Origin of the sequence: Paenibacillus sp. FSL H7-0737 (assembly GCF_000758545.1) — a bacterium.
Taxonomy (GTDB): Bacteria; Bacillota; Bacilli; order Paenibacillales; family Paenibacillaceae; genus Paenibacillus_AQ.
On sequence record NZ_CP009279.1, the window covers coordinates 2229986 to 2256495 of the forward strand.

Here is a 26510-nt window from a genome sequence, read left to right on the forward strand (position 1 = left end):
TGAACTAACGATGCTAGTAGTAGGCAAAGAATCCTTTTGTGACTATCACACGATTCAAGAGGCGATAGATTCGCTAGAGTGCGAGCCATCGGGCCAAGCAGATACGCTTTATATTTTGTCAGGCATCTATAATGAGACAGTTAGGATTTATCGTTCTTATTTAACGATTATAGGGATTGGCCTCGTAGAAATAACCATGAATCATTATGCCAAAGAGCGTGATGAAGCGGGTAAAGAAATCAATACGTTTGCTACACCAACGTTATTTCTGGGAGGCACCCACCTGGTTTTAGAGAACCTGGTGATTACCAATAGTGCTGGGCAGGGAGAACCTATTGGTCAGGCGGTAGCCGTTTATGCACATTGTGACCAAACCGTGTTCAGACATTGTACCTTCAAAGGGCATCAAGACACGTTGTTCACAGGGCCTTTGCCACCTACTCCACGAGAGCGAGGGGCATTCGGAGGCGTTCCGCTGAGAGAACATCATGCCCAGTATCGTCAGTTGTATCAGCATTGCTATATAGAAGGAACAATCGATTTTATTTTTGGCGGTGCAACGGCTTATTTTGATCAATGTGAAATCCGCAGTTTACGTCATTATGAGAACAATACAGGTTATATAACAGCTGCCTCCACACCCGAGGCACAGCCACATGGTTATATTTTCAAGAATTGCTTCTTAACACCCGACCCTGATATTGCTCCAGTGTTTCTAGGACGTCCTTGGCGTGAGTACGCTAAGACAGTATTTGTGGGTTGTCAGATGGGTTCGCATATTCATCCTTTGGGCTGGGACAACTGGAATAACTCAGCGAATGAGCAAACTGTAAGATATCAGGAATTTGGCGTGAAGGATACTGCTAATGTGCGAAAGCAACGTGTTCCCTGGGTGGATTGCTTTGAGGATGGGGAAGAAGCGCTGGATAAAGAGTTTGTTTTTGCTGGGACGGACTTTTGGAAGTAATACTGTAATTGATTAGTTTATAAAAGAGAGGCAGTCATGGACGAGTGAGATAAAGTCCTAGGCTGCCTTTTTTAAATGAATGAGCTCTTTATCATTTATTCTTTTGTTTTCTTTCAATATATATCCAAAAGTAATAGATCAACCAAAATACCATAGGAACTATTAAAACATAAGGTCTCTGGATTGCTGGAAGAATGTAAAATAAAAATAGCCCAATTAATATCGTTGGTAGCAATAAAATAAAATACTTTTTCCAATGCATTTCTTCCCCACCTTTTGTTTAATACTAAAAAAAATTTTGCTAGCTTTGAGTGTTAATGCCCTTGTATACCAAGATCACTTAATGGATAGTCACTACAATTATTAAAATGATTATGAATGTTTTTTCAAGTTAAGTCGAAGGCTAGTTTGTAGTGAATATCTTATTGATAAAATGAATGGTTCTGATGCCTATAAATTGATTATCTAATAATATTTCGGCAAATAAAGTTGTAGACTGAGTTAATTGTAGTAACATAAATAGAGGATGGTTAGTTCATTATATGAGCTAATCTCCTCTATATTTTGTTAGATTGATGAATAAAGGAATGCAGGCGATTCGCAAAGCTAATAATTTAGAGCGTTCCTAATAAAAGATGAGGTATATGTGATGCCAAAAAACGATAATATGCTGGCAATCCTATGGATGCTGAATTCGGGCGTTAAAATGACCGCAAAACAAATATCCGAAAAGTTAGAAATAAATATAAGGACAGTCTATCGGTACATTGATGCGCTAGGTGCCAGTGGAGTGCCTATAATATCCGACACTGGTCATAATGGCGGGTATAGCTTGCTGAATAATTTTATCAGAGCACCTCTGCTATTTGATATTGAAGAAAAAAAAGCACTTCTTCATGCTGCTGTTTTTGCAAAAGAAGCCGGATACCCTTTGAGTGAGGCATTAGGTAATGCGACATCCAAATTGAAAATGTATTCGAATCAGGAACAGGAAGGTGTTCTCAGCCGTCATTTAGCCGGATTTGAAGTTATAAACCGTAAGGGAGACCCTTCTATTCAGCCAGTATTGGCGGAATTGGAGCAAGCTGTAGCAAACGAATTCTCTGTAGAAATTGATTATCGCACACGCCGTGATGATCAACCCAAGACTAGGGTGATAGATCCCTATGGAATGGTTTACTGGAACAATAAATGGTATATTGTTGCATTTTGCCACCTGAGAAATGAGATTCGCAGCTTTCGGGTAGAACGGATTTTACAAATCAAGCGTACTCAAAACATATTTAAGCGTTCCGAAGCTTTTTTGGCTCGGGAATTTTTTTTGCAAAATCTATTACCTGATTTAGTCGGCAAGGACGGGTTAATTGCTTTAATTATCGAAGGTAGCTCAGAGGCGTTGGATGACTTATGCCTGCATTGGTTTTTGGGGCATCATCTGAAAGAGCGTACATCAAATCAAGCAATCTTTTTACTTGAGGAAAAATCAATTCATACCTATGTTCCTAATTTTCTCTTATCCTACGGGAAATCCATTCAAGTAATCGAACCACAGAGTTTGAAGGAAAAACTAGTTGGTGTTGTGTCGGAGTTAATGGAATATTATCAACTTTATTAGCTTCACTGACAGTGGATGTCAGTGAAGTCATTTTATAATGATGATAATCATTGATTACCGATGGTTGGTATCACTTGATGAATTATAAAATAAGGAGAACTTGCAAATGAATAATACGGTATATCTTTATGTGTTTGACACAATGGCAGACTGGGAAATAGGCTACTTAACTGCCGAACTGAACTCGGGAAGATATTATAAAAAGGGGCTGGCCCCATCAAAAATAGTTACCGTGGGAATTGATAAGACTCCAGTAACTACAATGGGTGGATTGAAAATACGGCCTGACATCAAATTGGATGAGTGCAGCATTGAAAGATCAGATCTATTGATTTTACCCGGTGGAGATACATGGACAGAAACCATTCACCACCCCCTCTTAAAAATCGCTGAGAGGTGTTTAAGGGAAGGGATATGGGTTGCAGCGATTTGTGGTGCTACAATGGGACTTGCCCAGACAGGATTGCTGAATTCACGTGGGCATACAAGCAATGATCTGGAATACCTTAAAATGATCTGTCCCACTTATACAGGAGAAAAGTATTACAAAATGGAGTCTGCTGTAACTGATGGAAAACTGATCACAGCATCTGGAATAGCTCCGTTGGAATTTTCTGCACACATCTTGAAAGCTTTGGATGTGTTTTCTCCAAAAACATTAGACGCCTGGTATAGCCTGAATAAGACTAGTGATTCTAAATATTACTATGAGTTGATGAATTCAATACAATGAAGGTATCAGCATTAATATGGACAAAATGCCACATGAGTAACAATATAAATGTTCGTTCAACAGGAATTCTAACGGAGTACGATAGTTAAGCATAAAGGGTTAAGGTACTTAAATCTATCGTTTTTTGAGTGGAACATCTCGTCACTTCCCACGAAAGGAAGAGGGCATCGTGATAGCTCTTTTTGAAGCAGAGCAACGCTCTTGCTCCGCGACTTATTGAGGCTAACGACAATATCGTCCAGCAGTTTTGGCGTTTGTACTACCGCCGCGATCCGTTCGATGACGTAGCTTTCAGCGTGTCGTATATTCGATGCGCGACAAGCGTTGCCCCGCACTGAGGGCATCTCATGAGCCCCGTCAGATAGTATGACTTTGCTCCCTTAAATTTTCAAAAAAAAATTTAAGGAGCAGAGCTATCATAAAATATGTAAATGCAGATATTATCTTTCCGGAAGAGTTGCTAAAAGAAATTCAGAAGTACATTCATGGCCGCATGGTTTATGTCCCGACCCCTGAAAAGTTGCATAAAAAATGGGGATTCACTTGTAAGTCACATCAAGCTTTCTGATGTGGCTTTTTGTGTAGAATTTGATTTTAAATCAAATTCAGTATATTTTCAATCAGCACCTTTTGATACCATAAAAGTAAAGGGGGAGAGGTTATATGGATAAAAAGATTAAACTACTATACACACAAGATATTTTGAGACAGTCCGCGCAATGTTTTGGAATACGTGAAGACTCAATTTTCGAATTAAATGGGTTTCAAAATTTCGTTTATTCCGGGGTAGTTGGAGATCGAGAAGTTATTTTAAGAATTGCCCATGTCACACATCGGAATGAATTATTAACAAGAGCGGAACTAGATTTTATCATGTTCCTGGCCGATCGCGGAATGAAAGTAGCGAAGCCCATTCAGTCTTTATCAGGGGATCTTATTCATATAATTGACGAGTCCTTTGTTGTGACAGCTTTTGAGAAAGCACCCGGCAGAAATGCAGTAATAGCCGAGGAGAGCAATACGTTTTATGAGAATATCGGTCAAATGGTCGGGAAAATACATAAGTTTTCACTTAATTATTCGTCGCAACATTCACGCTATGAATGGAATGATAATGCCCTATTAGCCTCATTTAAGAAATATTGTCCGTTAGAATTACACGATAACTTTGATCGTTTAATTACTGAAGTTAGCGCTCTACCCAAGGAAAAAGATACGTACGGTCTTATTCATGGGGATATCAGCCCTGGCAATTATCTTAATGATGGGGACAAAGCCTTTATTATTGACTATGATGACGCGGAATATAGCTGGTTTGTTTCTGATATTGCTACACCATTATTTTATGAAATCCCTATTCCGTGGGTTGTGTCTGGAGATGTAAGGAAGGAGATTGCAAAGCGTTACTATTGCAACTTCTTAAACGGCTATTGTAAGGAAAATACTGTGAGTCAAGATTGGTTAAACAAAATCCCATTATTTATTAATTTAAGGCAAGCTAGAGTTTTAGCCGCGCTCTATAGAAGCAGAGATTTTAACGCTCCGGATTGGAGCGAATGGGATGAGCAAGCCCGACGCTTCTACTATGAAAATTTGTTAAATAACACTCCCTATATTGATATGGACTTTTTGCGTTAACCGGGTACGATACTTTAACAAAGCCAGAAAAGGAAGGGCCATCCCACAAAGGATGGCCTTTAAACTTGCAGTTACAGACAGCGCGGAACCTTATCACAAGTAGCGGCAAGTTTTATAGGTGAAATAAAATATCCCCTCGAAAAGGGGCTTGGTTCTAGGTCACAAATGTGATGTATGGACTCGAAATTGCTCAAACCGATTTTAAGAAAAGCTTGTTTTCGTTATTTCTGATATTCGTTTCGCAGGATACTCATTAGAATACGATCATACTTCTGCCCGTCTCTTAGTACAGATTCCCGCATCGTGCCTTCAACTTGGAATCCGACTTTTTGATAGGCATGGATTGCACTATTATTGTAACTGATGACATCGAGTCCGATTCGATGTAAGTTCAGTTCACAGAATCCATACCTTAGAATCAAACGCAACGCATCAGTGCCGTAGCCTTTGCCCCGAAAGTTTGGATCGCCAATGCCAATTGCCATTTTTCCACATTGATTGTTCCATTCGATGCTAAACAGAGCAACAAATCCAATAAGTATATCGCTTTCGATAGTTCGCAAATGAAATTCCATACTTTTTGTACTATTGTTGTTCGATTTCTCGAATGATTCAATAGAATCCGGCATGACGAAGTCAGTATCCAAGTTCCTTAGATATTCCGCATCTTCACTCCATAACGCCAAGGTTGTGGCATCTTCAGGGCGGGATGCGCATAAACGAACTAATTGCCCAGAGAAAAGTGATTTGTTAATTGACACTGTAATCCCCCATATCTTGCAAACGGGGACGTGTTCATTAATGCCCCCTGTTTACAGTTGAAATTTGAACCGTAGAGAAATCAGGGTGACAATCATTGGCACACACTCCTTTATTATTGTAAGGATATTTTACTTAAACTTACCCTAAAAAGATAGTCCAACAAGCGCAATGTCTAGTAATTCAATTGGATTTTCTTCGTGGCTGGATATCGTAGGGGATAGACTTTTACCAGCTATTCCTGGCTTCGGTGGACAGATTAAAGATGAAGTATTGCATGCTCGATTTCTACCAAAGATTATAGCGGCAACTGCATTTGGAGAAATTAATGGTGTAGTGACAGAACGCATAGAAAACCTCGCAAAATTATTTAAATTAGCAAAGCTTCCCTACGTTATTAAAAAGGATATGCAGTCGTATCTAATCACACATTCCGTATCAGACATTGCCATGTTGAGCATTTTGCATTCTGAGAATAAGATCATTGACAAAGAAACAGCCAGAACCAGAAAGACGGCACGCAAAATAACAGTCACTTTAGAAGCGTATCTAAGGGCAATACAAAAAGCAGGTGTTTCAATTGACCCACCAATGCTTAAAAAGGTGCTTAAATTTCCAAACTTATTGTTGGATCTTTTCTTTATGACATGGCTACGAACTAAAATGGTTAGGGATATGATGCTGCCGGATTATGCGAATAATGCTAACAATGAGATCGTGCAGCTGAGTAATGATTTAATGAAATTTTTAAGTCAAAATGATATCAAATCTTAAATACATGTTCAGTAATTTTTTTCACGAAACCTTACAAAAGTGTTAGGTAATTGTCATCTAGATCAATGAAATGTCATCTAGATCAATGGCATCAACCTAACAGCTCCTCTATACTAATCCATTGAGAGGATTAATTTTAAGGGGGAGTTGGTCGTGAGGTTTTTTGAAATGCTGCTATTCTTTTCAAGTGCTAGTTTTTTTGGACTCCTGTTCATTTTAAATCAACGTATTCGAAGATCTGCTATGCTCCTGACAAGCGGAGCAGGCTACATTTTTTTAGTGATACATTTACTTGTCGAAGGATACAGGGTTCAGCTTGTATTTTTATACGGATTTACAATCCTGATGCTTATGCTTTCACTTATAGACGTTTTTAGAACGCGGAAAGTCGCTCGGACTGCTTCGCGAATTCGTAGGGTGCTGGGCCGCCTTTTTATCGTGTTTGGGCTAATCGCAACGGGGTGCTTCCTATATGTGTTTCCTGTATTCGACTTTCCGGCGCCAACCGGCGAGTTGCAGGTAGGCACGCAAATCTTTCATTTCATAGACCAAAACCGTGAGGAAACATTTAGCAAAACCGCGACAGGCAAGAGAGAATTGATGGTTCAGGTATGGTATCCGGCTCAAGATGGCACTGGCAAGTACGCTCCCTTTATTCCAGATACCCAGATTTTACGTTATATGGCCACGAACTATGGCCTTCCCCAGTTTACTTTACAACACCTAAAGTACGTATCCAGTCATTCTTATTCGGGGGCTGAAGTCTCTTCTGCACAGATTTCATACCCACTGATCCTTGCGAATCCCGGCTTCGGCTCTTCCAGGTTCCTCCACACGGCGCAAGCTGAATATCTCGCGAGTCACGGATATATCGTGGCAGTGATTGACCACACCTATAATACATTTGCAACCGAGTTTCCGGACGGTCGAATCACGACCAGCACAACCAACGATTTATTCTCGCCTGACCATGATTACCAGACGGAAAGAGGTAATCGCGACAAGTTGGGTAAAGTTTTAACCGACGATGTGGCGTTTGTGCTGGACCAATTCGAGCTCATCCAATCGGGGAAGATTCCAAGTCATCTAAAAGGGAGAGTTGATCTCGGTAATGTCGGAGTGTTCGGTCATTCCATCGGTGGAGCGACGGCCTATGACGCTTCTTACGATCCGCGAATCGCGGTTGGAATAGACTTTGATGGAGGGCTTTATCGATTGCGTGACAGAGAGGGTCTGCGTAAGCCGTTTTTGTTCATCCACTCGGAAAGCGAATTTGAAAAATTAAAAATGGTGATGGATAACCGGGTCTACACGGATTCAGAGCTTAACCGTATGGGCTCAACAAGAGAGTGGGAGGATAAAGTAACGGAAGATAAAAAGTTGGAGCTTGAACGGATGCGCCAAACAGTCGACGTAGGGGGACAAGTCCTCTATATCGAAAATACGGAGCATTTGAATTTTACCGACGTACAGTTCATTACTCCGATATTCAAAATACTGGGCATTACCGGAAAGATTGCTCCTGAAAGAGCAAACTCCGTTATCAATGCCTATATGCTGGATTTCTTCGATATGTATCTGAAAAATCAAGGCGGAATCTTAATGAAAGGACCGAATAGTCGCTTTCCGGAGGTAAAGTTCGTAACCTCACTATTATAAATTACGTAACAGGCTACCGATTTTGATAAGCTCCTCTTCAAGTAGACAGGGGTTTAATTAATAACCGTTACTTGAAGGGGAGTTATTATTTTGTCTAAGAAGAATGAATACAAGATCTTTTGGATAATCAATGGATACTCGTAATTGAGCGTATGATTTCATCTTTGAAATGGCTCTTGGCTTCTATTTGAGCTCACTGGCCTTCTAGAATTCATAGATTATATAATATAGGGATTAGCTTCGATTGTTTCCGCTTTGGCAACGGCTTCCTCCAATGTCATGCCAGTAAAATTCTGCGCATGGAGGAATCGTCCGCTCTTCTTGTCATCCACAAAAGCACCTACCGCGATTCCGGGAATAACGTTCTCCACTGCTCCAGGTGCGTTTGGGCCTCCTAGATCGGTTCTGCACCACCCTGGATCCGTAATATTAATCAAAACGTTGGTGCCTTCCAGCCTCGATGCCAAATCCTTCGTAAATTTATCAAGGGCTGCTTTGCTTGCTGCATATCCTGCCTGCTCTGGTTCATTCTTAATTCCGCTTGTTGTATTGATGACACGTCCGAAGCCCCGTTCAATCATCTTAGGAATCAATCGGTGGCAAATCGTCGCAATGGAAATGAAATTAATTCGGAAGCTCATATCGAAGTCTTCCACAGGAGTTTGCCAGTAATCTCTTCTGTAAGCGATTTGCACGGCTGCATTGTTGAAAATAATATCAACAGGGATTTCTTTAGCTTCAATGTCATCTAGCATGGCAACTACTTCTTCGTGATTGGCAAGCTCGGCTTGTACGCAATATGCATCAACACCAAGCGCTTGTACCTCTTCCTTCACTTTCTTGGTATGTTCTAAGTTTCGACTATGTAGAATAAGGTTACACCCTTGCTTGGCCATGAAAATCGCTGTCTCATAACCGACGCCTCTGCTTGCCCCCGTAATAAGTGCCCATCGTCCTTGTACGTTTACCATAATAAGCCCTCCTTGTAATCAGTAGTTAATTTGCTAATGCTATCAGAATAAAGATAGATTATATCCTATTTTACACTGTAAATAATAAATTTGATAGCAGATTGTTAGTTATTATAATGTTGTTATTACATAATAAAACTAACAAAATAATTGAACTACTTAATGGAGGGGCATATGAAACAAATTAGAGTCTTTGGACCGCAGAATTTCAGAGTCGCAACGACGGAAGTTCCGTTATTGGCACCCTACGAGGTATTGATCGACCTGCAAACTTGCGGCATCTGGCTGTCGTGATGACCGGCTGCCTACTAGTCTTACTAAGTTATCGTTTCTTACAGTTAGCTATGCTCGCCCTTATTTGGGTCAGTTACTATTTAAGATTAGGCTTTATCTAAACGTGTTATGCCTTCAGACGCTTTACATCCTGTTTAGGAGGAAAACCAAACATGCGGGAATACTCACGGCTAAATTGCGAAGGACTTTCATAGCCTACTCGAAATGCCACATCTGTGGCATCTGCTGACTCGGTTAGTAATAACCGGCGGGCTTCCTGAAGTCTCAGATGTTTTTGGAACTGAATAGGGCTCATTGCAGTTACTTCTTTAAAGTACCGATGAAACGAAGAAACACTCATATTCGCTATTTCGGCAAGCTCCTCAATCTTAAAAGAACTAGCATAGTTATTCATGATATGTTCAATAACATCTTTGATTAGATGAGTTGAGCTTCCTTCCATTACAATATGCTCCAATGCAATCCCATTTTGCCCTTGTAGCACCCGATAAAGAATCTCTTTTGTAAATAATGGAGCTAACACTGGAATGTCTTTAGGCTGATCTAACAATCGAGCTAACCGTAGGACCGCATCCATTAAGGAAGACTCCATCTGGCTAACAAACATAGCTCGCTTAGGATTTTCTTTAGCGTAAATTCGAACTTCAGATTCCTGTAAAACCTCTAAAATTTGACTTGTTGTAAATTCAAGCTTGAACCCTAAGTATGGAACATCGGAAGTGGCTTCAGTGACTTGGGCGGTAACTGGCAGGTGAACGGATGCAATGAGGTAATCGGAGGGGGTGTATCTAAAACGCTCCTGTGCCAGCCATACCTCCTTAGCCCCTTGTACCACCAAACATAAGGAAGGTTTGTAAACTCCATGCTTTGGTATGGACGCATTCGAGTCACGCATGAAAAATAAAGAGGGAATAGCAGTTTGGTGAACACCATCTTTTTCTGTGTAATGGTCAATGATTTTTACGAGTTCATTCTGCTGTTTAGTGATTATTTCAGGCATTTGATCCTCTCATTTCGTTATCTCTTTATAGTCTGATTATAGTCTATATTCATCCCTTACATAAGTGTTAGTGAGAGGATTAGGCAAACATTTGGCAAGAATGGGATAACGGTCGCTTTATCATCAGGTACATAATAAGGATATGCAAACAGAAAGAGGATTTACACATAATCATTGAAAACTTGGAGGGTAATATTATGCAAAAAGTAGTTTTGAACAATAATGTTGAAATGCCTATACTCGGTTTTGGTGTTTATCAGATTCAAGATGCAAATGAATGTGAGCAAAGCGTTTATGACGCTATTATGGCAGGTTATCGCCTGATTGATACTGCCGCCTCTTATCTAAATGAAGAAGCAGTTGGCAGGGCTATTAAACGGAGTGGCGTGGCAAGAGAGGGATTATTTATCACTACAAAGCTTTGGGTTCAAGATACGGGTTATGAGCGCACAAAGAAAGCATTTCAAAAATCACTGAACCGATTACAGCTTGATTATTTGGACTTGTATTTAATTCATCAGCCATTTGGCGATGTGTTTGGCTCATGGCGAGCTATGGAGGAATTATATCGTGAGGGCAAGATCCGTGCGATCGGCGTTAGTAATTTTCACCCGGATCGTTTGATTGATTTAATTCTTCAAAATGAAGTAGTCCCAGCTGTTAATCAGGTTGAAACGCATCCATTCAACCAGCAAATCGAAAATGCGGAATTTATGAAAGAAAATAATGTTCAAATCGAGTCATGGGCACCTTTTGCTGAAGGGAAAAATAATTTGTTCCAGAATGAGTTACTGGTATCCATAGCTGAAAAGTATAATAAATCCGTGGCTCAGGTGATTTTACGGTGGCTCACACAAAGAGAAATCGTTGTGATTCCGAAGTCAGTTCGTAAAGAAAGAATTATCGAAAACTTCAATATCTTTGATTTTGAATTAAGCCAAGAGGATATGGCATCCATTGCTAAGTTAGATACGAATCAGAGTTTGTTCTTTTCACATCGGGATCCTGAAATGGTGAAATGGATTGGTACTCGTAAACTCGATATCTAACATATTTTCGAATGAACTACTTTGTAATTACTCCAATCTTATGAGATAATAGAGTTTTTCCGTTGATTCTATTTTTCATGGCATAACGTGATATGCCTGATCAAATATTGGAGGTAGGCTTGTTGGCGACACAGTATCCTTTTGAATATGATCGGACCAGACCTTTTATGGAGCAAGTAGGGGAATGGGTCGGCGATGTATTCTATGAAATTCTTCCTGAGGCAGGGTTTGAAGTTCGTGATGAACAGATTTACATGGCGTTTCAGGTGGAGCGAGCTTTTGCTGAGAAGAAGACGATTTTTGCTGAGGCAGGGGTCGGTACGGGTAAGACTTTAGTGTATTTGTTGTATAGCATTTGTTATGCAAGGTATATGGGCAAACCTGCGATTATCGCCTGTGCGGACGAGTCCTTGATTGAGCAGTTGGTGAAGCCAGAGGGTGATATTGCCAAGCTTGCGAAGCATCTGAATATGAATATTGATGCCAGACTAGCGAAATCTCCAGATAAATATATGTGTCTGAAAAAGCTGGATCATGCTCGCAACAATGATGATGGGAGCTTGCCGCTGGAGAGTTTATATGGTACTTTACCTGATTTTGTGCATTCTCATGCACCGATGCAGCAGTTCCATGCCTACGGCGACCGTAGGGATTATCCAGATCTGAATGATGAACAATGGAATAAGATCAACTGGGATACGTTTCAGGATTGTTTTACTTGTGATATGCGTCATCGCTGTGGACAAACGTTGTCCCGTGATCATTACCGGAAATCAAGCGACCTGATCATTTGTTCCCACGATTATTACATGGAGCATGTCTGGACTTATGAAGCGCGTAAACGAGAGGGTCAAATTCCTCTGCTTCCAGAGCATTGTGCAGTTGTTTTTGACGAAGGGCATTTGTTAGAATCTGCTGCCATGAAGGCGTTAGGCTATAAAATGAAGCATGTTGTCTTTGAAGAACTAATCTCTCGTCTGCTACAGAATGAGATTCGTGAAACGCTTGCTGTTCTTATCGATGAAGCAATTATGCAAAGTGAGCAAATGTTTAAACACATTCGTCGTCAATGCCGCACCATTCCTGGATCGGATCGAAAAAGCATTGAGCTAAATGCATCGCTAATCCGTGAGGTGCATCGCATGCGTAGTGTAATTGCCGCTATTGAAGAAGAATTAGTATTCGAAAGTGGACTGTACACGATTGATGAATATCAATTGCGGATTGTGGAAGAACGTTTGGAGACCATAGAGATCGCATTGAGGTTGTTTGAGGATTCAGGTGCATTAATCTGCTGGGCGACAGAAGATAGCGATGGCTTAACGCTATCTGTCATGCCGCGTAATGTTAAGGAAGTACTTCAAGACAGTTTATTCACGCAAAAAATGCCAATCGTATTCTCTTCGGCTACATTATCCGTGGATAAATCATTCCAATACTTGAAGGATAGTCTTGGAATACACGACTTCCTGTCTTTCTCTGTAGACTCACCTTATGATTATGAGCACCAGATGAATATCTATGTACCTGAGCTTCAGAGCGGTGATTTTACTGAGAAAATGAAGATCTCCCTGAAGCTAATTCAGCAGACAGAAGGAAGAGCCCTGTTGTTATTCCGTACTCGAGAAGAACTTCTGCAGTTCAAGCAGCTCAGCTCGCAGAGAGCAGAATCCAGCAAGTATTCTTTCCTCTATGAAGGGGATCAGGAGATCAGCTATCTGATCTCAGCTTTTCAACGGGATGAGCATAGTGTGCTTTGTGCGGTGACGCTGTGGGAAGGATTAGATATACCAGGACCTTCACTATCTAATGTGATCATTTGGTCGCTACCTTATCCTCCGCTCGACCCTGTATTTATGGCAAAACGTGCGGAGACCTCCAATCCTTTTGAAGATGTGGATTTGCCTTACATGCTGCTAAGACTTAAACAAGGAATGGGACGTCTGATCAGAACGGGTACGGACCAAGGAATTGTGACAGTGCTTGCGGAAGCTGAAGGACAACATCCCGTTCACGAGTATATTACTTCTGTACTACCGAAGGGAACTAAGCTCCAGAAGCTTGAAGTGTAAATTCAGAAATTTAATATAGGAACACAATCGCTCTTTTGGTGAGGTGGATGCTCTGGCATGCTGCTTCTCGAAGGAGCTTTTTTTTGCGTGAATTCAAGCATAAGGAATACTAATCTTACGGATAGTATATTGGTATTTAACTTTCGAGCCATGGCGTATTATTGTTGATTCATGGGGGAAGGGAAATACATACCTCCGTCATCTAGAGATTCATACAAGGGGTGTACACGACATGGGGGATTCACAGGGATTATACCAATCGAACAATAAGAAACAAGTTGGTTTTGCACTTGGCATTGGGTTAACCTTAATCATTGCATTAGTCGCAAAATATTTAGCTGGCTTTCCTTTTCTCTCTATTATGGGCCAATTGGTCATTGCCATCTTAATCGGAATTATTTGGCGGGCAACAGTTGGAGTGCCGGGTACGATCACCCATGGCACTGATTTTTCCAGCAAAAAGCTGCTACGTCTAGGGATTATCCTACTCGGTATGCGGCTGAATTTAATGGATATTGTTGCTGCAGGTCCACGGGTATTTCTACTGGCTGTGATTGTGATCGTATTTACGATCTCTGTTGTATACGGACTTGCCCGACTATTCAAGGTTGATAAGCGACTCAGTATCTTAACAGCCTGTGGAACAGCGATCTGCGGTGCGGCAGCGGTGGTGGCGATTGCTCCACAAATCAAAGCCAAAGACGACGAAACTGCGATTGGCGCAGCGATAGTTGCAATTTTAGGTACAATATTCACGTTGCTATACACATTTTTGTATCCTTTACTAGGCTTATCGAATCTAGGCTATGGGGTTTTCTCTGGAGCGACCTTACATGAAATTGCTCACGTCATTGCAGCAGCAGATGCAGGTGGGAGTGCAGCAGTAGATATGGCGGTTATCGTCAAATTGACTCGGGTGGCCTTACTCGTTCCTGTCGCTATCTTAATTGGGGTTTGGACCAATCGTGCAGAAAGAAAAGTGCAAGGTGGACAGTCTAAAGCCTCATGGAAAAGCATTCCTATTCCTTGGTTTATTCTAGGCTTCTTACTTGTCAGTGGTGTGAATTCATTAGGGATCGTATCTGCATCAGTGGCAAATGGAATCGTAACGATAGCTTATATGCTAATCGCTATGGCGATGGCTGGACTTGGTTTAAACGTTGACTTGGCGGCATTTAGACGACTGGGGATGAAATCTTTTGCAGCAGGGCTTATAGGTTCGGTCTTGTTGTCCTTAGTTGGATTTACATTAGTTCACTGGTTTGGTCTGGCGTGATCTTTTGCATACATTAGAATCGTAAGAAATGAACTACTTCATATCTAAAAATGGTCCTTCTGTGTATCATTTCATGTGGCTGGGTATGCATGATATGGATGGAGGGACATAAGTTGAAATATTGCATAGGGGAATTTGCTTCCATTCTCGGTGTGACTGCGGATACGCTGAGGTTATACGAGAAACATGATATTGTTAGGCCCACTAAAGATAACAGCAATAATTACAGATATTTTAATGATTTAGATGCAAGAGATTTGCTAATGAGTAGATGGTACAGAAGTATAGGGATTCCATTGCCTGAAGTGGCAAACCTGATGAAGGAGTCTTCCTTAGAACAAGTTATGGGTAGGATGCAAGAAACAGCGTTGAATTTAGAAGAAGAGATCAAGCAGAAGACGATGCTGCTTAATAAGATGAATGAAATTCATAAAGAACTCAGGGGATTAGAGTCCTCTTTATATACGTGTAAACTTAAACAACTGCCAGGTATGTACAGACTAAAGCAAACGGATAAGAATGCATTAATAAAAAATGATATGGTTAAAAGTTTGGTCAACACTTGGATGGATTTACTTCCTTATGCATTTTATTCTTTTAGAATTGAAGATACAGATAACTTTGTCAGCGAAAACAATAATTTTGATTACAGCTGGGGCCTTACCTTACTAGAGGAAGAAGCGCAAAAATTCGAAATGGATAGCGAAGAATATGCAGAGTATATTAGCCCAAGTCATTGTATCTCAGCTACCATATTATGTCCGGATGAAAAATATATCACGAAGAACTCTTTGGAGTTCATGATCGACTATATCGAGGCTAATCATTATGCCATAGCGGGAGATGTGGTCGGGAAATTATTGCTTACTGAGAAAATCGAAGGCCAGAATAGATTTTATTTGGAAGTGAATATCCCAATCCAATAGCTTCTCTTATTAAACATCTGCTCTTTGAGCAGATGTTTTTTTCTAGTTGGACAAAAAGTATACATTGACCTTGGTGCAGCACCAAGGTTTAGACTTCGTTATATAGCCTGTCAGATTGCGTTGTTGATTAATCATTAAGTTTGTGAAAATTATCACGTTATCTGCATCAGGTTATAAGATATTAGACACTGGGGGAGAACAGAATGCGGAACAGAAATTTCGTTAAGAAAATGCTCATGTTATCTTTTTGTATGGTGCTGATCGTTTCCATGCTGAGCGGATGTACGGGAAATGGGGAGTCGGCTAATTCGTCGTCATCGTCCTTTAAAGCGGGTACGTTCACTGGGGAAGCGGAAGGTAAAGAGGGAATTATTAAGGTAGAAGTAACTATGGATGAGCCCGATAAAATTAAAGATATTAAGATTGTAAGCCAATCGGAAACAGGGGGCCTAGGCGATAGCGCACTTGAAAAAATGAAAGAACAAATTCTAGAAGGTCAAACCTTGGCGGTTGATGCTGTTAGTGGTGCCAGTCTTTCCAGTGAAGCCATGCTTGCCGCTGTAGAGGATGCCGTAACCAAAGGTGGAGGAAATCTTGAAGTCCTCAAAGCTGGAGGTGTCAAAAAAGCCGGTGAAGGGAAAACAGAAAAACTGGAAACCGACGTTGTTGTAGTGGGCGCTGGAGCATCCGGTGTATCTGCGGCGGTTACAGCAGCTGATAAAGGTGCGAAGGTTATTATTATAGAAAAAACTGGTGTCATCGGGGGAGCAAGTAATCTGTCATGGGCAGGTAAGTTCTACAACTCCTCTGCCGCTACTAGTAATAATCTAAAAGTAAATGTGGAAAAAGAAATTGCGGATTGGATTGTCAACAATCACTGGAGAGTGGATGCAGCAGCGATTAGACAATATGTTACTAAATCCGGTGAAACTTACGATTGGTTAGCCGAAAAAGGATATAAAACTAGCTTCCTGAACTTCTTCGGTGAACAATTACATGTGCTGCCGGCTTATGAAACCCGTGAAGAGACCCTTCGGAAAATGTTGTCCGAATCAGTTGAACAACATGGCGGACAAGTGATCACAGAAACGACTGCCAAGAAGCTGAATACGAATGAAGCTGGAGAAGTTACGGGCGTAGTCGCTGAGAAAGCAGACGGTACAACGCTAGAAATCTCAGCGAAGAGTGTCATAATGGCAACGGGTGGTTATGCCGCAAATAAAGAGATGGTTAAAGAGGCTTTTGGTTTCGAAGGGGTTAACGGTGGATTAGGACAAAACGTAGGGGAAGGTCTCGAAATGGCATGGGAAGCTGGAGCCAAGGTACCGGACAACTTCGGTGGACAAATGCTTCACCAAACATTAGCTAGAGCAACCCAAGGTCTAAAAGCACAATATGAGCCTTTTGAAGCAAGTTATCCACTAATGTTGACTTATCTTCCGAATTTCATGAATGTAGGTACTTCTGGCGCAAGATTCAGAGATGAAGCAGCGACTCTAACTTCGGTTGCAGCAGCGAATACAAGTGCATTTAATGGACCCTATCATATGGTTATTGTCTCGAAATCCCAATTGGATGCACTTCAGACCAAAGGAATGAACGGTGTTCATGCACCAAGTCTTCCAGGAATGCCACCGGAATTCTATGCTGAATTTGCGGATCAATTTACACTTGAGAACACTTGGGCAAATGTCGGGAAAGTATTTGATTCGATGGTGGAGAACGGAGATGGCTTCAAAGGAAATACGATTGAAGAATTAGCTACGAATGCAGGAATGGATGTTGACGTGTTTGTAGAAAATTACAATAGTTATAAAGAAGCGACAAAAACTGGTGTTGACTCTGAATTTGGTAAAGCTGCTGAGTATTTAGAACCTATGGGTGAAGAAGGTCCATATTATGCAATCATAGCTGAGATCAATAACTTGGGTTCTGTTGGGGGCTTGCTAGTAAATACAAAGTTCCAAGTTCTGAATGATAAACGGACGCCAGTGAAAGGATTGTTTGCTGTGGGTCTTGAATCTGAAGGCGTGTTGTTTAACGATACTTATGTTGGAAACGGCGTTGGTATTGGGTACTCCTTTACCTCAGGTCGTCTTGGCGGGGAGAGCGCGGCAAACAGTGCTTTGACAGCTAATTAACGACAATTTCCCGGAAAATAATTGAAGATTTTTAAAGACGCAGGGTGGAGAGCCCTGCGTCTTTTTTTGCTGGAGCTTAGAGCCATTCCTCTTTTAACAAAGATTTGAGATGCTCTACGTTAGCTGCCCCAAGCTTGCTAGCGATTCTTTGCTCTAATTCGATTTTGGTGATCATCATTCTTTGATTGCATTCGATACCCTTCTGGGTAAGGATGATGTTTTTGTCACGTTGATTTCCTTTGACCTCCACGGCTTCTACATAGTTGAGGGATAACAGTCCTTGAATACTTTTATGCGTACCCTGTCTTGAAATATGAATAATTCTACTGATTTCTGAGATTGTGAGCATTTCATGTTTTTCAAGAACTGCTAGGATATGGGATTCAGTCTTATTAATTTGGTCCGGGTCTTGGTCAGTCACTATTTTACGTAGGGCTAGATGTTTCTCACTAAGTAAATCAATAAGATTCATTTCTTGCAGATGGTTATCCATGTGAACACTCCTAAATCATCGCTCATTAATCCAAGTATAAGTCATTTGTATTCATTGTCAACTTGGTTGACTTAGTTCGAATGGCTGTGATATTGTAATCCAGGTTGACAATACTGAGAGATAAAAGGAGCTTGAAGATGGGAAGAAACAAAAAAGAAGCATTATTATTTACATTCATCATGTGTGCTTTGATGGTGCTGGGTATGAGCATTTACAATGTAGCGCTGATGGAGGGCTGGTCAGGTACGTTAGTTAAAGATGTGATCATCGGCTACGTACCTGCGTTTGTAGTTGCTTTTATTCTGGATGTCTTTGTTGTAGGGAAAGTTGCGAAAGGGATCGCACATAAGCTGGTAAAAGAGAATGATCCGATGATCAAAAAAATCATGTTCATCTCCTTTTTTATGGTGACCGGAATGGTGCTGTTTATGTCCTTCTATGGCGCAGTTCTTCATGTAGGGTTCACCTCAGCACTACCGATGGCTTATCTGTCTGCGATAGGTAAGAATTTCATTGTTGCACTTCCACTGCAAATTCTATTAGTCGGGCCTCTTACACGATTTATATTTGTGAAAATTACTCCTGCTACTGCATAGAGAATGTTTACATCACCATTACGCAAATCTGCAGGTTAGGTAATACTATTACTCTATATTGATAGAAACTATCAATAGGAGTGAAAATCTACTTGAAACCCACAGGTAAAGCTATTGTTTCTCTTATGCTTACAGCTGAGATGTTGTTAGGTTCCGCTTGGATGGCAGGTCCAGCAGTGGCTGCATCCGTTCAATCAGGTACGCCTTATACGGCAGATGGTCAATACAATGTGAAGATTCCTCATATTATTGTTAATCAAGTTTATGGTGGGGGTAACACTGCCGATGCATCAGGTGGATTTTTCTCGAAAGGTTACATTGAATTATATAACCCAACCGATTCCGATGTGAGTTTAGTAGGTTGGTCTGTACAATATTCGGATCCTAAGCTCGCTGGACAATGGAGCAAGTTAGATTTGAACGGAACTATTAAAGCTCATTCTTCTTATCTCATCACCGATGATGCCAACAACAAGGATCACAAAAACGATATCAGTGCCAAAGGCGATCAGTCCTGGCCGGGGATGTATTTTAATAACAAAGGCATGAAGGTTGTTCTGCTAAGCAGTACAGACTTGCTGCAGGTTGTGAATCCATTTCAAACAATGTCAAGTAGTTACGTGGACATGATTGGTGTAGCAGCAAATGATGATAATGCTAAGATAGATGGATACGAGACGGACTATCCTACGGGGAAAGCGGAAGGTACTTCTAAACAAAAGTCTGTTCGACGCGTTGGTTTCGTAGATTCAGACAACAATAAAGCAGATTTCAAACAGATTAGCTTTGATGCCTTAGATGCTTCAGCTTTGGCCTTGGCAAAGCCGCATAACAGCGCAGATGGACAATGGGGAATAAATGTAGGCGATCTTGGCATCGCAACTCAGAATCTTTCAGAAGCAAAGCTCGGATCGCCTTATTCGGTAACATTGTCCGTTTATGGGGGAGTACAGCCTTATTCTTTTGAAGCTACGGGTTTACCGGACGGATTATCACTGGATGCAGCATCTGGGAATATTAGTGGAACTCCTACGAAAGTAGGGGCGGCCACCGTAAGTATCGCAGTGTATGACAGTTCGACACCCCGGAAGAAGACAGAAGCTATAGTACCACTGAATGTGGCGGAAGCCGCAGCACCTTTGACTCCAGATCTACTTAGTGTAACTAAGATCGGCGGATACGCTGTAGGCGTGACCAATAAAGATGGCGGCGTGGCGGAGATCGTGAAGTTTAACCGTGATAACGGCAAGTTCTACCTCGTTAATGGTTCATCTCACCCTGCAACAGTCGATATTGTGAATCTCAAGGACCCTTCTAATCCGCAAAAAGAATATAGTATAAATGTAGAACAGCTATCCGAAGTGGATGGATTTACATACGGAGACCTGACGAGTGTAGATATCAACACCGCTACTAAACGGATCGCTGTAGCCATTCAAGAAGAAGATGCTATGAAGAACGGTAAGGTTCTTGTACTCGATTATGATGGTAAATTGTTGGCTTCTTATGAAGCTGGAGTACAACCGGACATGGTGAAGTATACCGATGATGGCCGTTACATTTTGACAGCGGACGAAGCTGAACCACGCACGACTGTCGGTGATCCTGAAGGTAGTGTAACGATCATTGATACGCTCAAGGACACTTCGATTCAGGTGAAGTTCGATAACCCTGATGTAATTGACGATCTTGTCCATATTCGTGGAGTAGCTGATCCGGTATCTAAACAGATTACGGGCAAAGGCGAAAAAAAGGATGCGATACGTGATCTGGAGCCGGAGTTTGTGGTGCTTTCTGATGACCAGACCATTGCTTATGTAGCGCTTCAAGAGAATAATGCTATTGCTGCCATCGATATTGCCTCCAAGCAGGTTCTATGGGTTAAAGGATTAGGTTTCAAGGATTTAAGCCTTCCTAACAATGCTCTGGACCTGGTAAAAGATAATAAAGTGAATTTAGAAAATGTTCCATTCTTCGGTACGTATATGCCTGATGGTATAGATCAGTACACGGTCGGAGGTAAAAGTTATCTGTTCACGGCCAACGAAGGTGACGCAACGGAATGGGATAGTAAAGTGAACGTGAGCTCAGTCAAAAAAATGAAGGGCTCATTAGATCCGGAATCAGATGCGGCTAAGTTTCTGAATAAAAATAAAGATAAATATGATAGTGTAGAAGTTATGTCTGACATGGGCAATGATGGAATTTACTTGTACGGTGGCCGTTCATTTTCCGTTTGGGAAGCAGATTCGATGGAACAGGTCTACGATAGTGGCAGCGACTTTGAAAAGATTACCGGAGAACGCCTGCCAGAATATTTCAATGCAAGCAACAGTAACACGACCATGGATAACCGTAGTACCAAAAAAGGACCGGAGCCTGAGTATGTCAAGGTAGGCAAGGTTGGACAAAAAGCGCTGGCCTTTATTGGTCTTGAGCGAATCGGTGGTCTGATGACTTATGATGTGACGAATCCAGAGGAACCGAATTTTGTGAACTATATTAATACACGTCAATTCACACCTGCGAACACCATTGAAACGGACACTGGTCCAGAAGGTATCGAATTTATTTCGGCAACATCAAGCCCGACTGGATTGCCATTAGTACTCGTAGCGAATGAAGTTGGTGGTACGGTGGCCATTTATCAATTGAATGTCTCGAAGGTAACACTGAATCGGACTTCTTTGTCATTGAAGGTTGGCGAAGCTTCAGCAACGCTTGAGGCTAGCGTAGTTCCTGCTGAGGGTGGATCGAATGTGGTAACTTGGAGTTCTTCGAATCCAAGTGTTGCTTCCGTTGATAACAACGGAAAGGTCACTCCCTTGGCAAAGGGGACAGCGGTTATCTCCACCTATAGCGCAGATGGTTATGGCGTAGCTGAATCTACTGTGACCGTATCTGCAGCAGATCCGGTGATTTCAAATCCGGGACCTGGTACAACGGTAACGACTAAAGATCCAGTTAAACAGGCGACAACACCAGCTGTAACCACAGAAGGTAATAAGATTGTCGTAGAGGTTAAGGCTTCAGCGGATGCAGAAGGTAAGTTAGTTGCCTCCGTTACTTTGGATATGGTTACAGAGGGACTTAAGTCTCTGGCGAATGATGCTAATGGTCAGTTGATATTCCGCTCTAAGGTTAATGCAGCTTCAGGTGAAGTTCTACTTAACTTCCCATCGAGTGCTTTTGCGGCACTTACAGGTAGTACTGCAAAGTCAGTTGTAGTTGAAGCAGGAGCTAGTACGATAACATTGGATCGTAATGCACTCTTGGCTGTGCACACAGCAGCAAAGGGTGAGGACATTAAGCTGTCCATCGGCAGTGTGGACACGGATGGGAAAGGCAAAGCTCAGGCTGTGGTTGGCAGTCGTCCAGTAATAAACCTGGCGATTTCAGCTGGCAGTCAGCGTCTATCTAATCTAGGTGCTGGTTTTGCGACAATAACAGTGCCGTATACACTAGGAGCAAATGAAGATGCTAATGCAGTCGTAGCTTATGATTTGACGAATGCGGGGCAAGCGGTTGTACTAGCAGGCAGTAGCTATAACGCAGCAAAGGGACAACTGAATTTCCAAACTTCACAATTCTCCACGTATGCAGTAGGGTACAACAAAGTGAGCTTCTCTGATATTGGCAGCAGCTTTGCTAAAGATTCTATTACGTATTTGGCAGCTCGTGATGTAATTACCGGCATTGGCGAAGGTAAGTTCGGAGCTAAGAGTCAATTAACCAGAGCAGATGTTACCTTGCTCCTAGCACGATTGGCTGGTGTTAATCTGGGCGCAGAAGAAGCAGGAAACTTCACAGATGTTAAGGCTGACGATTATTATGCGGCAGCGGTAGCGTGGGCTAATCGCAAGGAAATTGTTACCGGAGTAAGTGATGGACAGTTCAATCCTCGGGCAAATGTAACTCGTGAGCAGGTCTCTGTCATGATCGTGCGATTAGCGAAAGCTATGAACTGGACATTGCCTGTAAGTGGCGACAAGTCAGCTTTTGCGGATCAGAAGTCGATAAGCTCTTATGCTCTTGAAGCAGCCGCAGCTGCTCAGCAGGCAGGAATTATTTCAGGCAAGCCTGTTGCAGAAATTACGGGGCTTAACTTTGCTCCAAAAGATACAGCGACTCGTGAAGAAATAGCTCAAATGTTAGCGAAGCTGTTAAAGCTGAGTCAATCTTAAGCGATCATCATATTTTTTGATGACAATAGAAACGCTCTCCAATGCCTTGATGGGCAAAGGAGAGCGTTTTGTTTTAAGCTCTCTTTTTTACAGGTTCGAGCAGATTTAATACATACTCATTTCCGCTGCCTTTGGGACTATCGTTACGGATATGCTCTTCAAGACATAATCTTGAATCGTGGTCAGCTTGATAATCAAGGTTATTATCCAAAAAACTCATCAGTGCTTGCCATGAGCCGTAGATATCATCACTGCTTTCCGTCATCGCATAGAGACCGCCGTCGAACCGCATCTCTTTAAGGTGGCTTGGTATTTCTACATTTTCAGGAATGGAGGCACAGAATCCATAGCCATAAGGGTTATTCTCACCACTAGGATGCGGATTTGTATTCCCGCCAAATAAACGTGCCGTCCCCAAGAGGTGGCTAGCTTCCAACCATTCCAAGACAGGTAGCATAGCTTCATCCTCTGGGGATGTACTGACTGCAATGTTATAAGCGAATCTCATAGTTGGAAGTGTAATGAATCTTACATGGATAGGTGGAGAGTGTTTAATTGTTGTCATAGATAAAACCTCCTCATTCTCATTCAAATCATCCAATGTATTGCATGATTCTTCATTTAGCTCTAATAACAAATGGTTAGTTATGGACTCCTCCGTACGTGCGGATATTAATTGTAATAAGAAGCGGATTTCGCGATCTTTTTGTGTTAGCTTGGATTTCTCATTATGAATTGAAGCGGATTGCTGAAGAAGTGTTTCATACAAGGACTGTACGGACATGTTCTTTAGAACGATTCCGATATCTTTAATACTAATATCCAGCTTTCTTACTAATGCGGTGATACGAATAGCGAGAATTGCGTGCTCATCATAAATCCGCCAGCCCGAGCTAGCCTCACGGTGACTTTCAAATAATCCTTGTGCTTCCCAGTGACGCAACGTCCGACTCGTCAGTCCGATTTGCGTAGAAAGCTTATCAATGGTCACAAATTCACTCATAGACAACTCCCGTTCTATAGATTGATAAGGCGCCCTATGGGAAGTATTTTAGCACTTAACGTTACGTCAATTGCAAGGATAGTTGTGAACGTGTACTCGACAAAATTTACATTTCTCATACAAAACTGTGTCCGGTATTTAATGTACAGCTTCTACAATTTAGATATTAGTAAAAAGTACCTATTGCCATATGAGGCTTTATACGGAGGATGATATTGTTGAAGGCTAGGTCTATGCATCTATCAATGAAGTGGAAGTTGATCTTGAGTTTTTCTGCCGTGGTACTATTCTTTCTAGGGGTAGCGCTATACCAAAACTATAAAATCAATCAAGTAGAAATCTCTATGGAAACACAAAAAATGGAGATGGAAAAAAGAATTACAGTATCCACCATTACTCAACTGCTTCAAGAAATGAACAGTGTGGAGACCTCTCTAGCGGGTTCTAGCGATTTAGAGTTTACCCAACCTTTTAAGGACAAGCAGACAAAGCTAATGGAAGAATTGGGTAAAGTGAAGTTTGAAGCAGATTCGCCAGCGTCTAAGGAGTTAGAACAGTTACATAATCAAGTTGGAGGATATACAGGCTATTTTGACGGATTAGTGAATACCCTAAAGGACGAGCAGCTTGATCCCATGGCCGTTCTGGAACGAATAGATGAACTACATACGAAGGCGCTAGCTATGAATAAAGCTATGCTGGAGACCAATGAGAAACTATATACAGCAGCAGCAGAGAACGCAGAGAAGGCTCAAGACTATTCTTTTGATTTGTTAAATCTGACTAGTTCTATGGGGGCTTATGCAGCAATACTAGTATTCATTTTCACACTTATTATTGCTGTTATGCTTATTCGTTCCTTCCTGAACCCTATAAATAAGCTGCAAGTTGCTCTACGTAAAATTGCTGAGGGAGATTTGCGGCAGCAGATTAATTCGCCATATAACGATGAGCTAGGAAGTCTGAGTCATCATTTCGACCATATGGTGTTGCGGGTTCGAGAGATGCTTCAGCAGACCCAATCGGTAGCTTCTTCGCTCGCTACTTATTCGCACTCTTTTCAACAATCTTCATCGATTACCGCTCATACGAACCAAGAGATCGTAAGCACAATACAGGAAATCTCTGTAGGCGCTGAGCAGCAAGCCGGACAATCGGAGCAGAGCGCAAGCTTGATTCAGGAATTGGAAAGGGAAGTTCATGAAATTACGGAATATACCGAGGTTATGCTCTCGACAAGTCAAACGGCTAATCACAATACTCGAAAAGGTTCCGAGTCCGTCATCGCTTTGCGCGAGGTATCAGAGCACTCACGTGAGTCTGTGAATAAAGTATATCTTGCTTTAACCAAATTGAGCGACCAATCGAAGGATATCTCCAGAATTACCAAATCGATTACAAACATTTCAAACCAGACCAACATTCTCTCACTAAATGCAGCGATTGAAGCAGCGCGGGCGGGAGTTTATGGGAAGGGCTTTGCTGTCATAGCAGATGAAGTGAGACAATTATCTGATCAGACCAAAGAGTCCTCCGTACATATCAGTCAGATTATTAACGAGCTGCAAGCAGGGATGGATGAATTTCAGCAATATATGCTGGAGACCAAAGGAAATCTTGAAGAGCAAGATCAAAAAGTGGCAGAAACGTTGTCATCTTTTGAAGCGATAGATCAGTCGATCGTTGAGATTAGTAAGCAGATTGGGCAAATCCATGACAAGGTAGATATGACACAGACTATGAATCGTAGACTCGCAGAGTCTGTTCACAACGTGGCTGCCATTGCTGAGGAAACTGCGGCAGGGGTTCAGGAAGTGAATGCCTCTAGCGTACAACAGGACAACGCGATCCACGACATTGCCCGTCAAGCCGTTGAGATTAATGAGATTTCGCAAAAATTATTCAAGGAAATCAACGTCTTCAAGATTAATTCGGACATAGCAGACGAGATTATCGCTGGAGATGACAGTGACACATCTGGCGATGAAACACCTGAAGAACGCTCTTATTTGACAATCTCCGCATAGGGGAAGGTTTGATTGACAGGTCGTACATAGGGAGCGACTTGATTCACTAATTCAGTAACGTAAAAGTTAGCGTAGAGGGGGAGCCTTTCTAACTACCTTTTTTGCGCGTTAAGTGTATTTAATACAGCTATTTAAGGATGTGATTTCCTCTATGAGAGTTTAGTTGTACTTAGTGCAGTTATTTCTCCGAGAAATGACTGTCAGTGGTGTTTAGCTAGTTTTTAATTGCACTGAATACAACTAAAGTCGAGAATAAGCTTGGCTAGCTTGATTTAGTTGTATAGAGTGCAGTTATCTGAAATGTTCGCAGAGGTTTTGTAAAATGAAAAAGCT

Annotated in this window: 19 protein-coding genes; 14 read left to right on the plus strand and 5 right to left on the minus strand. The window is 41.7% G+C overall.

Annotated elements, in window-relative coordinates; translation table 11 throughout:
- The first annotated feature begins 10 nt into the window (after positions 1-10).
- The 4 genes from H70737_RS09395 to H70737_RS09410 all read left to right on the plus strand — a co-directional run bounded on the left by H70737_RS09395 (position 11) and on the right by H70737_RS09410 (position 4953).
- Entirely contained in the window at positions 11-967 is a 957-nt protein-coding gene (locus tag H70737_RS09395) for a pectinesterase family protein (protein WP_042186659.1), read from the plus strand.
- A gap of 649 nt (positions 968-1616) precedes the next feature.
- Positions 1617-2582, plus strand: a complete 966-nt coding sequence (locus tag H70737_RS09400) for a helix-turn-helix transcriptional regulator (RefSeq protein WP_042186661.1) — start codon at positions 1617-1619, stop codon at positions 2580-2582.
- 106 nt (positions 2583-2688) lie between these two features.
- Positions 2689-3315 (plus strand): type 1 glutamine amidotransferase family protein, encoded by a 627-nt coding sequence (locus H70737_RS09405; RefSeq protein ID WP_042186662.1) that lies wholly within the window; start codon positions 2689-2691, stop codon positions 3313-3315.
- Between the two features lie 663 nt (positions 3316-3978).
- A complete protein-coding gene (locus tag H70737_RS09410) occupies positions 3979-4953 on the plus strand; it encodes a phosphotransferase enzyme family protein (RefSeq protein ID WP_042186664.1) in 975 nt (324 codons plus the stop codon).
- 221 nt (positions 4954-5174) lie between these two features.
- Here H70737_RS09410 and H70737_RS09415 read toward each other — a convergent pair whose 3' ends face one another.
- A complete protein-coding gene (locus tag H70737_RS09415; RefSeq protein ID WP_197071313.1) occupies positions 5175-5708 on the minus strand; it encodes a GNAT family N-acetyltransferase in 534 nt (177 codons plus the stop codon).
- 175 nt (positions 5709-5883) lie between these two features.
- Here H70737_RS09415 and H70737_RS09420 point away from each other — a divergent pair, with 175 nt between their 5' ends.
- Together H70737_RS09420 and H70737_RS09425 are read left to right on the plus strand one after the other, a co-directional pair.
- Entirely contained in the window at positions 5884-6486 is a 603-nt protein-coding gene (locus H70737_RS09420) for a class I SAM-dependent methyltransferase (protein WP_197071278.1), read from the plus strand.
- A 153-nt stretch (positions 6487-6639) separates the two neighbouring features.
- The gene (locus tag H70737_RS09425) at positions 6640-8145 is read left to right on the plus strand and encodes an alpha/beta hydrolase family protein (protein ID WP_042186668.1); all 1506 of its coding nucleotides are present in this window, start codon (positions 6640-6642) and stop codon (positions 8143-8145) included.
- 218 nt (positions 8146-8363) lie between these two features.
- On the opposite strand, the gene H70737_RS09430 is transcribed toward H70737_RS09425, so the two are convergent.
- Together H70737_RS09430 and H70737_RS09435 are read right to left on the minus strand one after the other, a co-directional pair.
- Positions 8364-9116, minus strand: coding sequence for an SDR family NAD(P)-dependent oxidoreductase (locus H70737_RS09430; RefSeq protein WP_042186669.1), 753 nt, complete (start codon positions 9114-9116; stop codon positions 8364-8366).
- 400 nt (positions 9117-9516) lie between these two features.
- A complete protein-coding gene (locus H70737_RS09435; RefSeq protein ID WP_042186671.1) occupies positions 9517-10410 on the minus strand; it encodes an AraC family transcriptional regulator in 894 nt (297 codons plus the stop codon).
- Positions 10411-10607: 197 nt separating this feature from the next.
- Between H70737_RS09435 and H70737_RS09440 the strand changes: the two genes are divergently transcribed.
- The 5 genes from H70737_RS09440 to H70737_RS09460 all read left to right on the plus strand — a co-directional run bounded on the left by H70737_RS09440 (position 10608) and on the right by H70737_RS09460 (position 17874).
- The gene (locus H70737_RS09440; protein ID WP_042186673.1) at positions 10608-11459 is read left to right on the plus strand and encodes an aldo/keto reductase; all 852 of its coding nucleotides are present in this window, start codon (positions 10608-10610) and stop codon (positions 11457-11459) included.
- A gap of 92 nt (positions 11460-11551) precedes the next feature.
- Positions 11552-13531 carry an ATP-dependent DNA helicase gene (locus H70737_RS09445; RefSeq protein WP_042186674.1) on the plus strand — a complete coding sequence of 660 codons (1980 nt, stop codon included), beginning with the start codon at positions 11552-11554 and terminating at the stop codon, positions 13529-13531.
- Positions 13532-13763: 232 nt separating this feature from the next.
- Entirely contained in the window at positions 13764-14807 is a 1044-nt protein-coding gene (locus H70737_RS09450; RefSeq protein ID WP_042186676.1) for a YeiH family protein, read from the plus strand.
- Between the two features lie 113 nt (positions 14808-14920).
- Entirely contained in the window at positions 14921-15733 is an 813-nt protein-coding gene (locus H70737_RS09455) for a MerR family transcriptional regulator (RefSeq protein WP_042186678.1), read from the plus strand.
- A 203-nt stretch (positions 15734-15936) separates the two neighbouring features.
- Positions 15937-17874 (plus strand): FAD-dependent oxidoreductase, encoded by a 1938-nt coding sequence (locus H70737_RS09460; protein ID WP_042186680.1) that lies wholly within the window; start codon positions 15937-15939, stop codon positions 17872-17874.
- A gap of 76 nt (positions 17875-17950) precedes the next feature.
- Here the strand turns inward: H70737_RS09460 and H70737_RS09465 are convergent, their stop codons facing one another.
- The gene (locus tag H70737_RS09465; RefSeq protein WP_042186682.1) at positions 17951-18367 is read right to left on the minus strand and encodes a MarR family winged helix-turn-helix transcriptional regulator; all 417 of its coding nucleotides are present in this window, start codon (positions 18365-18367) and stop codon (positions 17951-17953) included.
- Positions 18368-18504: 137 nt separating this feature from the next.
- Here H70737_RS09465 and H70737_RS09470 point away from each other — a divergent pair, with 137 nt between their 5' ends.
- Both H70737_RS09470 and H70737_RS09475 read left to right on the plus strand, forming a co-directional pair.
- The gene (locus tag H70737_RS09470) at positions 18505-18963 is read left to right on the plus strand and encodes a DUF2798 domain-containing protein (RefSeq protein WP_042186683.1); all 459 of its coding nucleotides are present in this window, start codon (positions 18505-18507) and stop codon (positions 18961-18963) included.
- Between the two features lie 92 nt (positions 18964-19055).
- Complete coding sequence (locus tag H70737_RS09475) at positions 19056-23147, plus strand: choice-of-anchor I family protein (protein WP_052404227.1); 4092 nt, start codon at positions 19056-19058, stop codon at positions 23145-23147.
- A 73-nt stretch (positions 23148-23220) separates the two neighbouring features.
- Here H70737_RS09475 and H70737_RS09480 read toward each other — a convergent pair whose 3' ends face one another.
- Positions 23221-24150 (minus strand): MerR family transcriptional regulator, encoded by a 930-nt coding sequence (locus H70737_RS09480; RefSeq protein ID WP_042186686.1) that lies wholly within the window; start codon positions 24148-24150, stop codon positions 23221-23223.
- Between the two features lie 344 nt (positions 24151-24494).
- Here H70737_RS09480 and H70737_RS09485 point away from each other — a divergent pair, with 344 nt between their 5' ends.
- Positions 24495-26177, plus strand: a complete 1683-nt coding sequence (locus H70737_RS09485) for a methyl-accepting chemotaxis protein (RefSeq protein ID WP_231573412.1) — start codon at positions 24495-24497, stop codon at positions 26175-26177.
- The last annotated feature ends 333 nt before the right edge of the window (positions 26178-26510 follow it).

Coding starts and splice junctions, on each gene's coding strand:
- H70737_RS09485 (WP_231573412.1), top strand. CDS start 24,495: ATGGAAACACAAAAAATGGAGATGGAAAAAAGAATTACAGTATCCACC.
- H70737_RS09480 (WP_042186686.1), bottom strand. CDS start 24,150: ATGAGTGAATTTGTGACCATTGATAAGCTTTCTACGCAAATCGGACTG.
- H70737_RS09405 (WP_042186662.1), top strand. CDS start 2,689: ATGAATAATACGGTATATCTTTATGTGTTTGACACAATGGCAGACTGG.
- H70737_RS09440 (WP_042186673.1), top strand. CDS start 10,608: ATGCAAAAAGTAGTTTTGAACAATAATGTTGAAATGCCTATACTCGGT.
- H70737_RS09395 (WP_042186659.1), top strand. CDS start 11: ATGCTAGTAGTAGGCAAAGAATCCTTTTGTGACTATCACACGATTCAA.
- H70737_RS09430 (WP_042186669.1), bottom strand. CDS start 9,116: ATGGTAAACGTACAAGGACGATGGGCACTTATTACGGGGGCAAGCAGA.
- H70737_RS09420 (WP_197071278.1), top strand. CDS start 5,884: ATGTCTAGTAATTCAATTGGATTTTCTTCGTGGCTGGATATCGTAGGG.
- H70737_RS09450 (WP_042186676.1), top strand. CDS start 13,764: ATGGGGGATTCACAGGGATTATACCAATCGAACAATAAGAAACAAGTT.
- H70737_RS09460 (WP_042186680.1), top strand. CDS start 15,937: ATGCGGAACAGAAATTTCGTTAAGAAAATGCTCATGTTATCTTTTTGT.
- H70737_RS09400 (WP_042186661.1), top strand. CDS start 1,617: ATGCCAAAAAACGATAATATGCTGGCAATCCTATGGATGCTGAATTCG.
- H70737_RS09435 (WP_042186671.1), bottom strand. CDS start 10,410: ATGCCTGAAATAATCACTAAACAGCAGAATGAACTCGTAAAAATCATT.
- H70737_RS09410 (WP_042186664.1), top strand. CDS start 3,979: ATGGATAAAAAGATTAAACTACTATACACACAAGATATTTTGAGACAG.
- H70737_RS09465 (WP_042186682.1), bottom strand. CDS start 18,367: ATGGATAACCATCTGCAAGAAATGAATCTTATTGATTTACTTAGTGAG.
- H70737_RS09445 (WP_042186674.1), top strand. CDS start 11,552: ATGCCTGATCAAATATTGGAGGTAGGCTTGTTGGCGACACAGTATCCT.
- H70737_RS09470 (WP_042186683.1), top strand. CDS start 18,505: ATGGGAAGAAACAAAAAAGAAGCATTATTATTTACATTCATCATGTGT.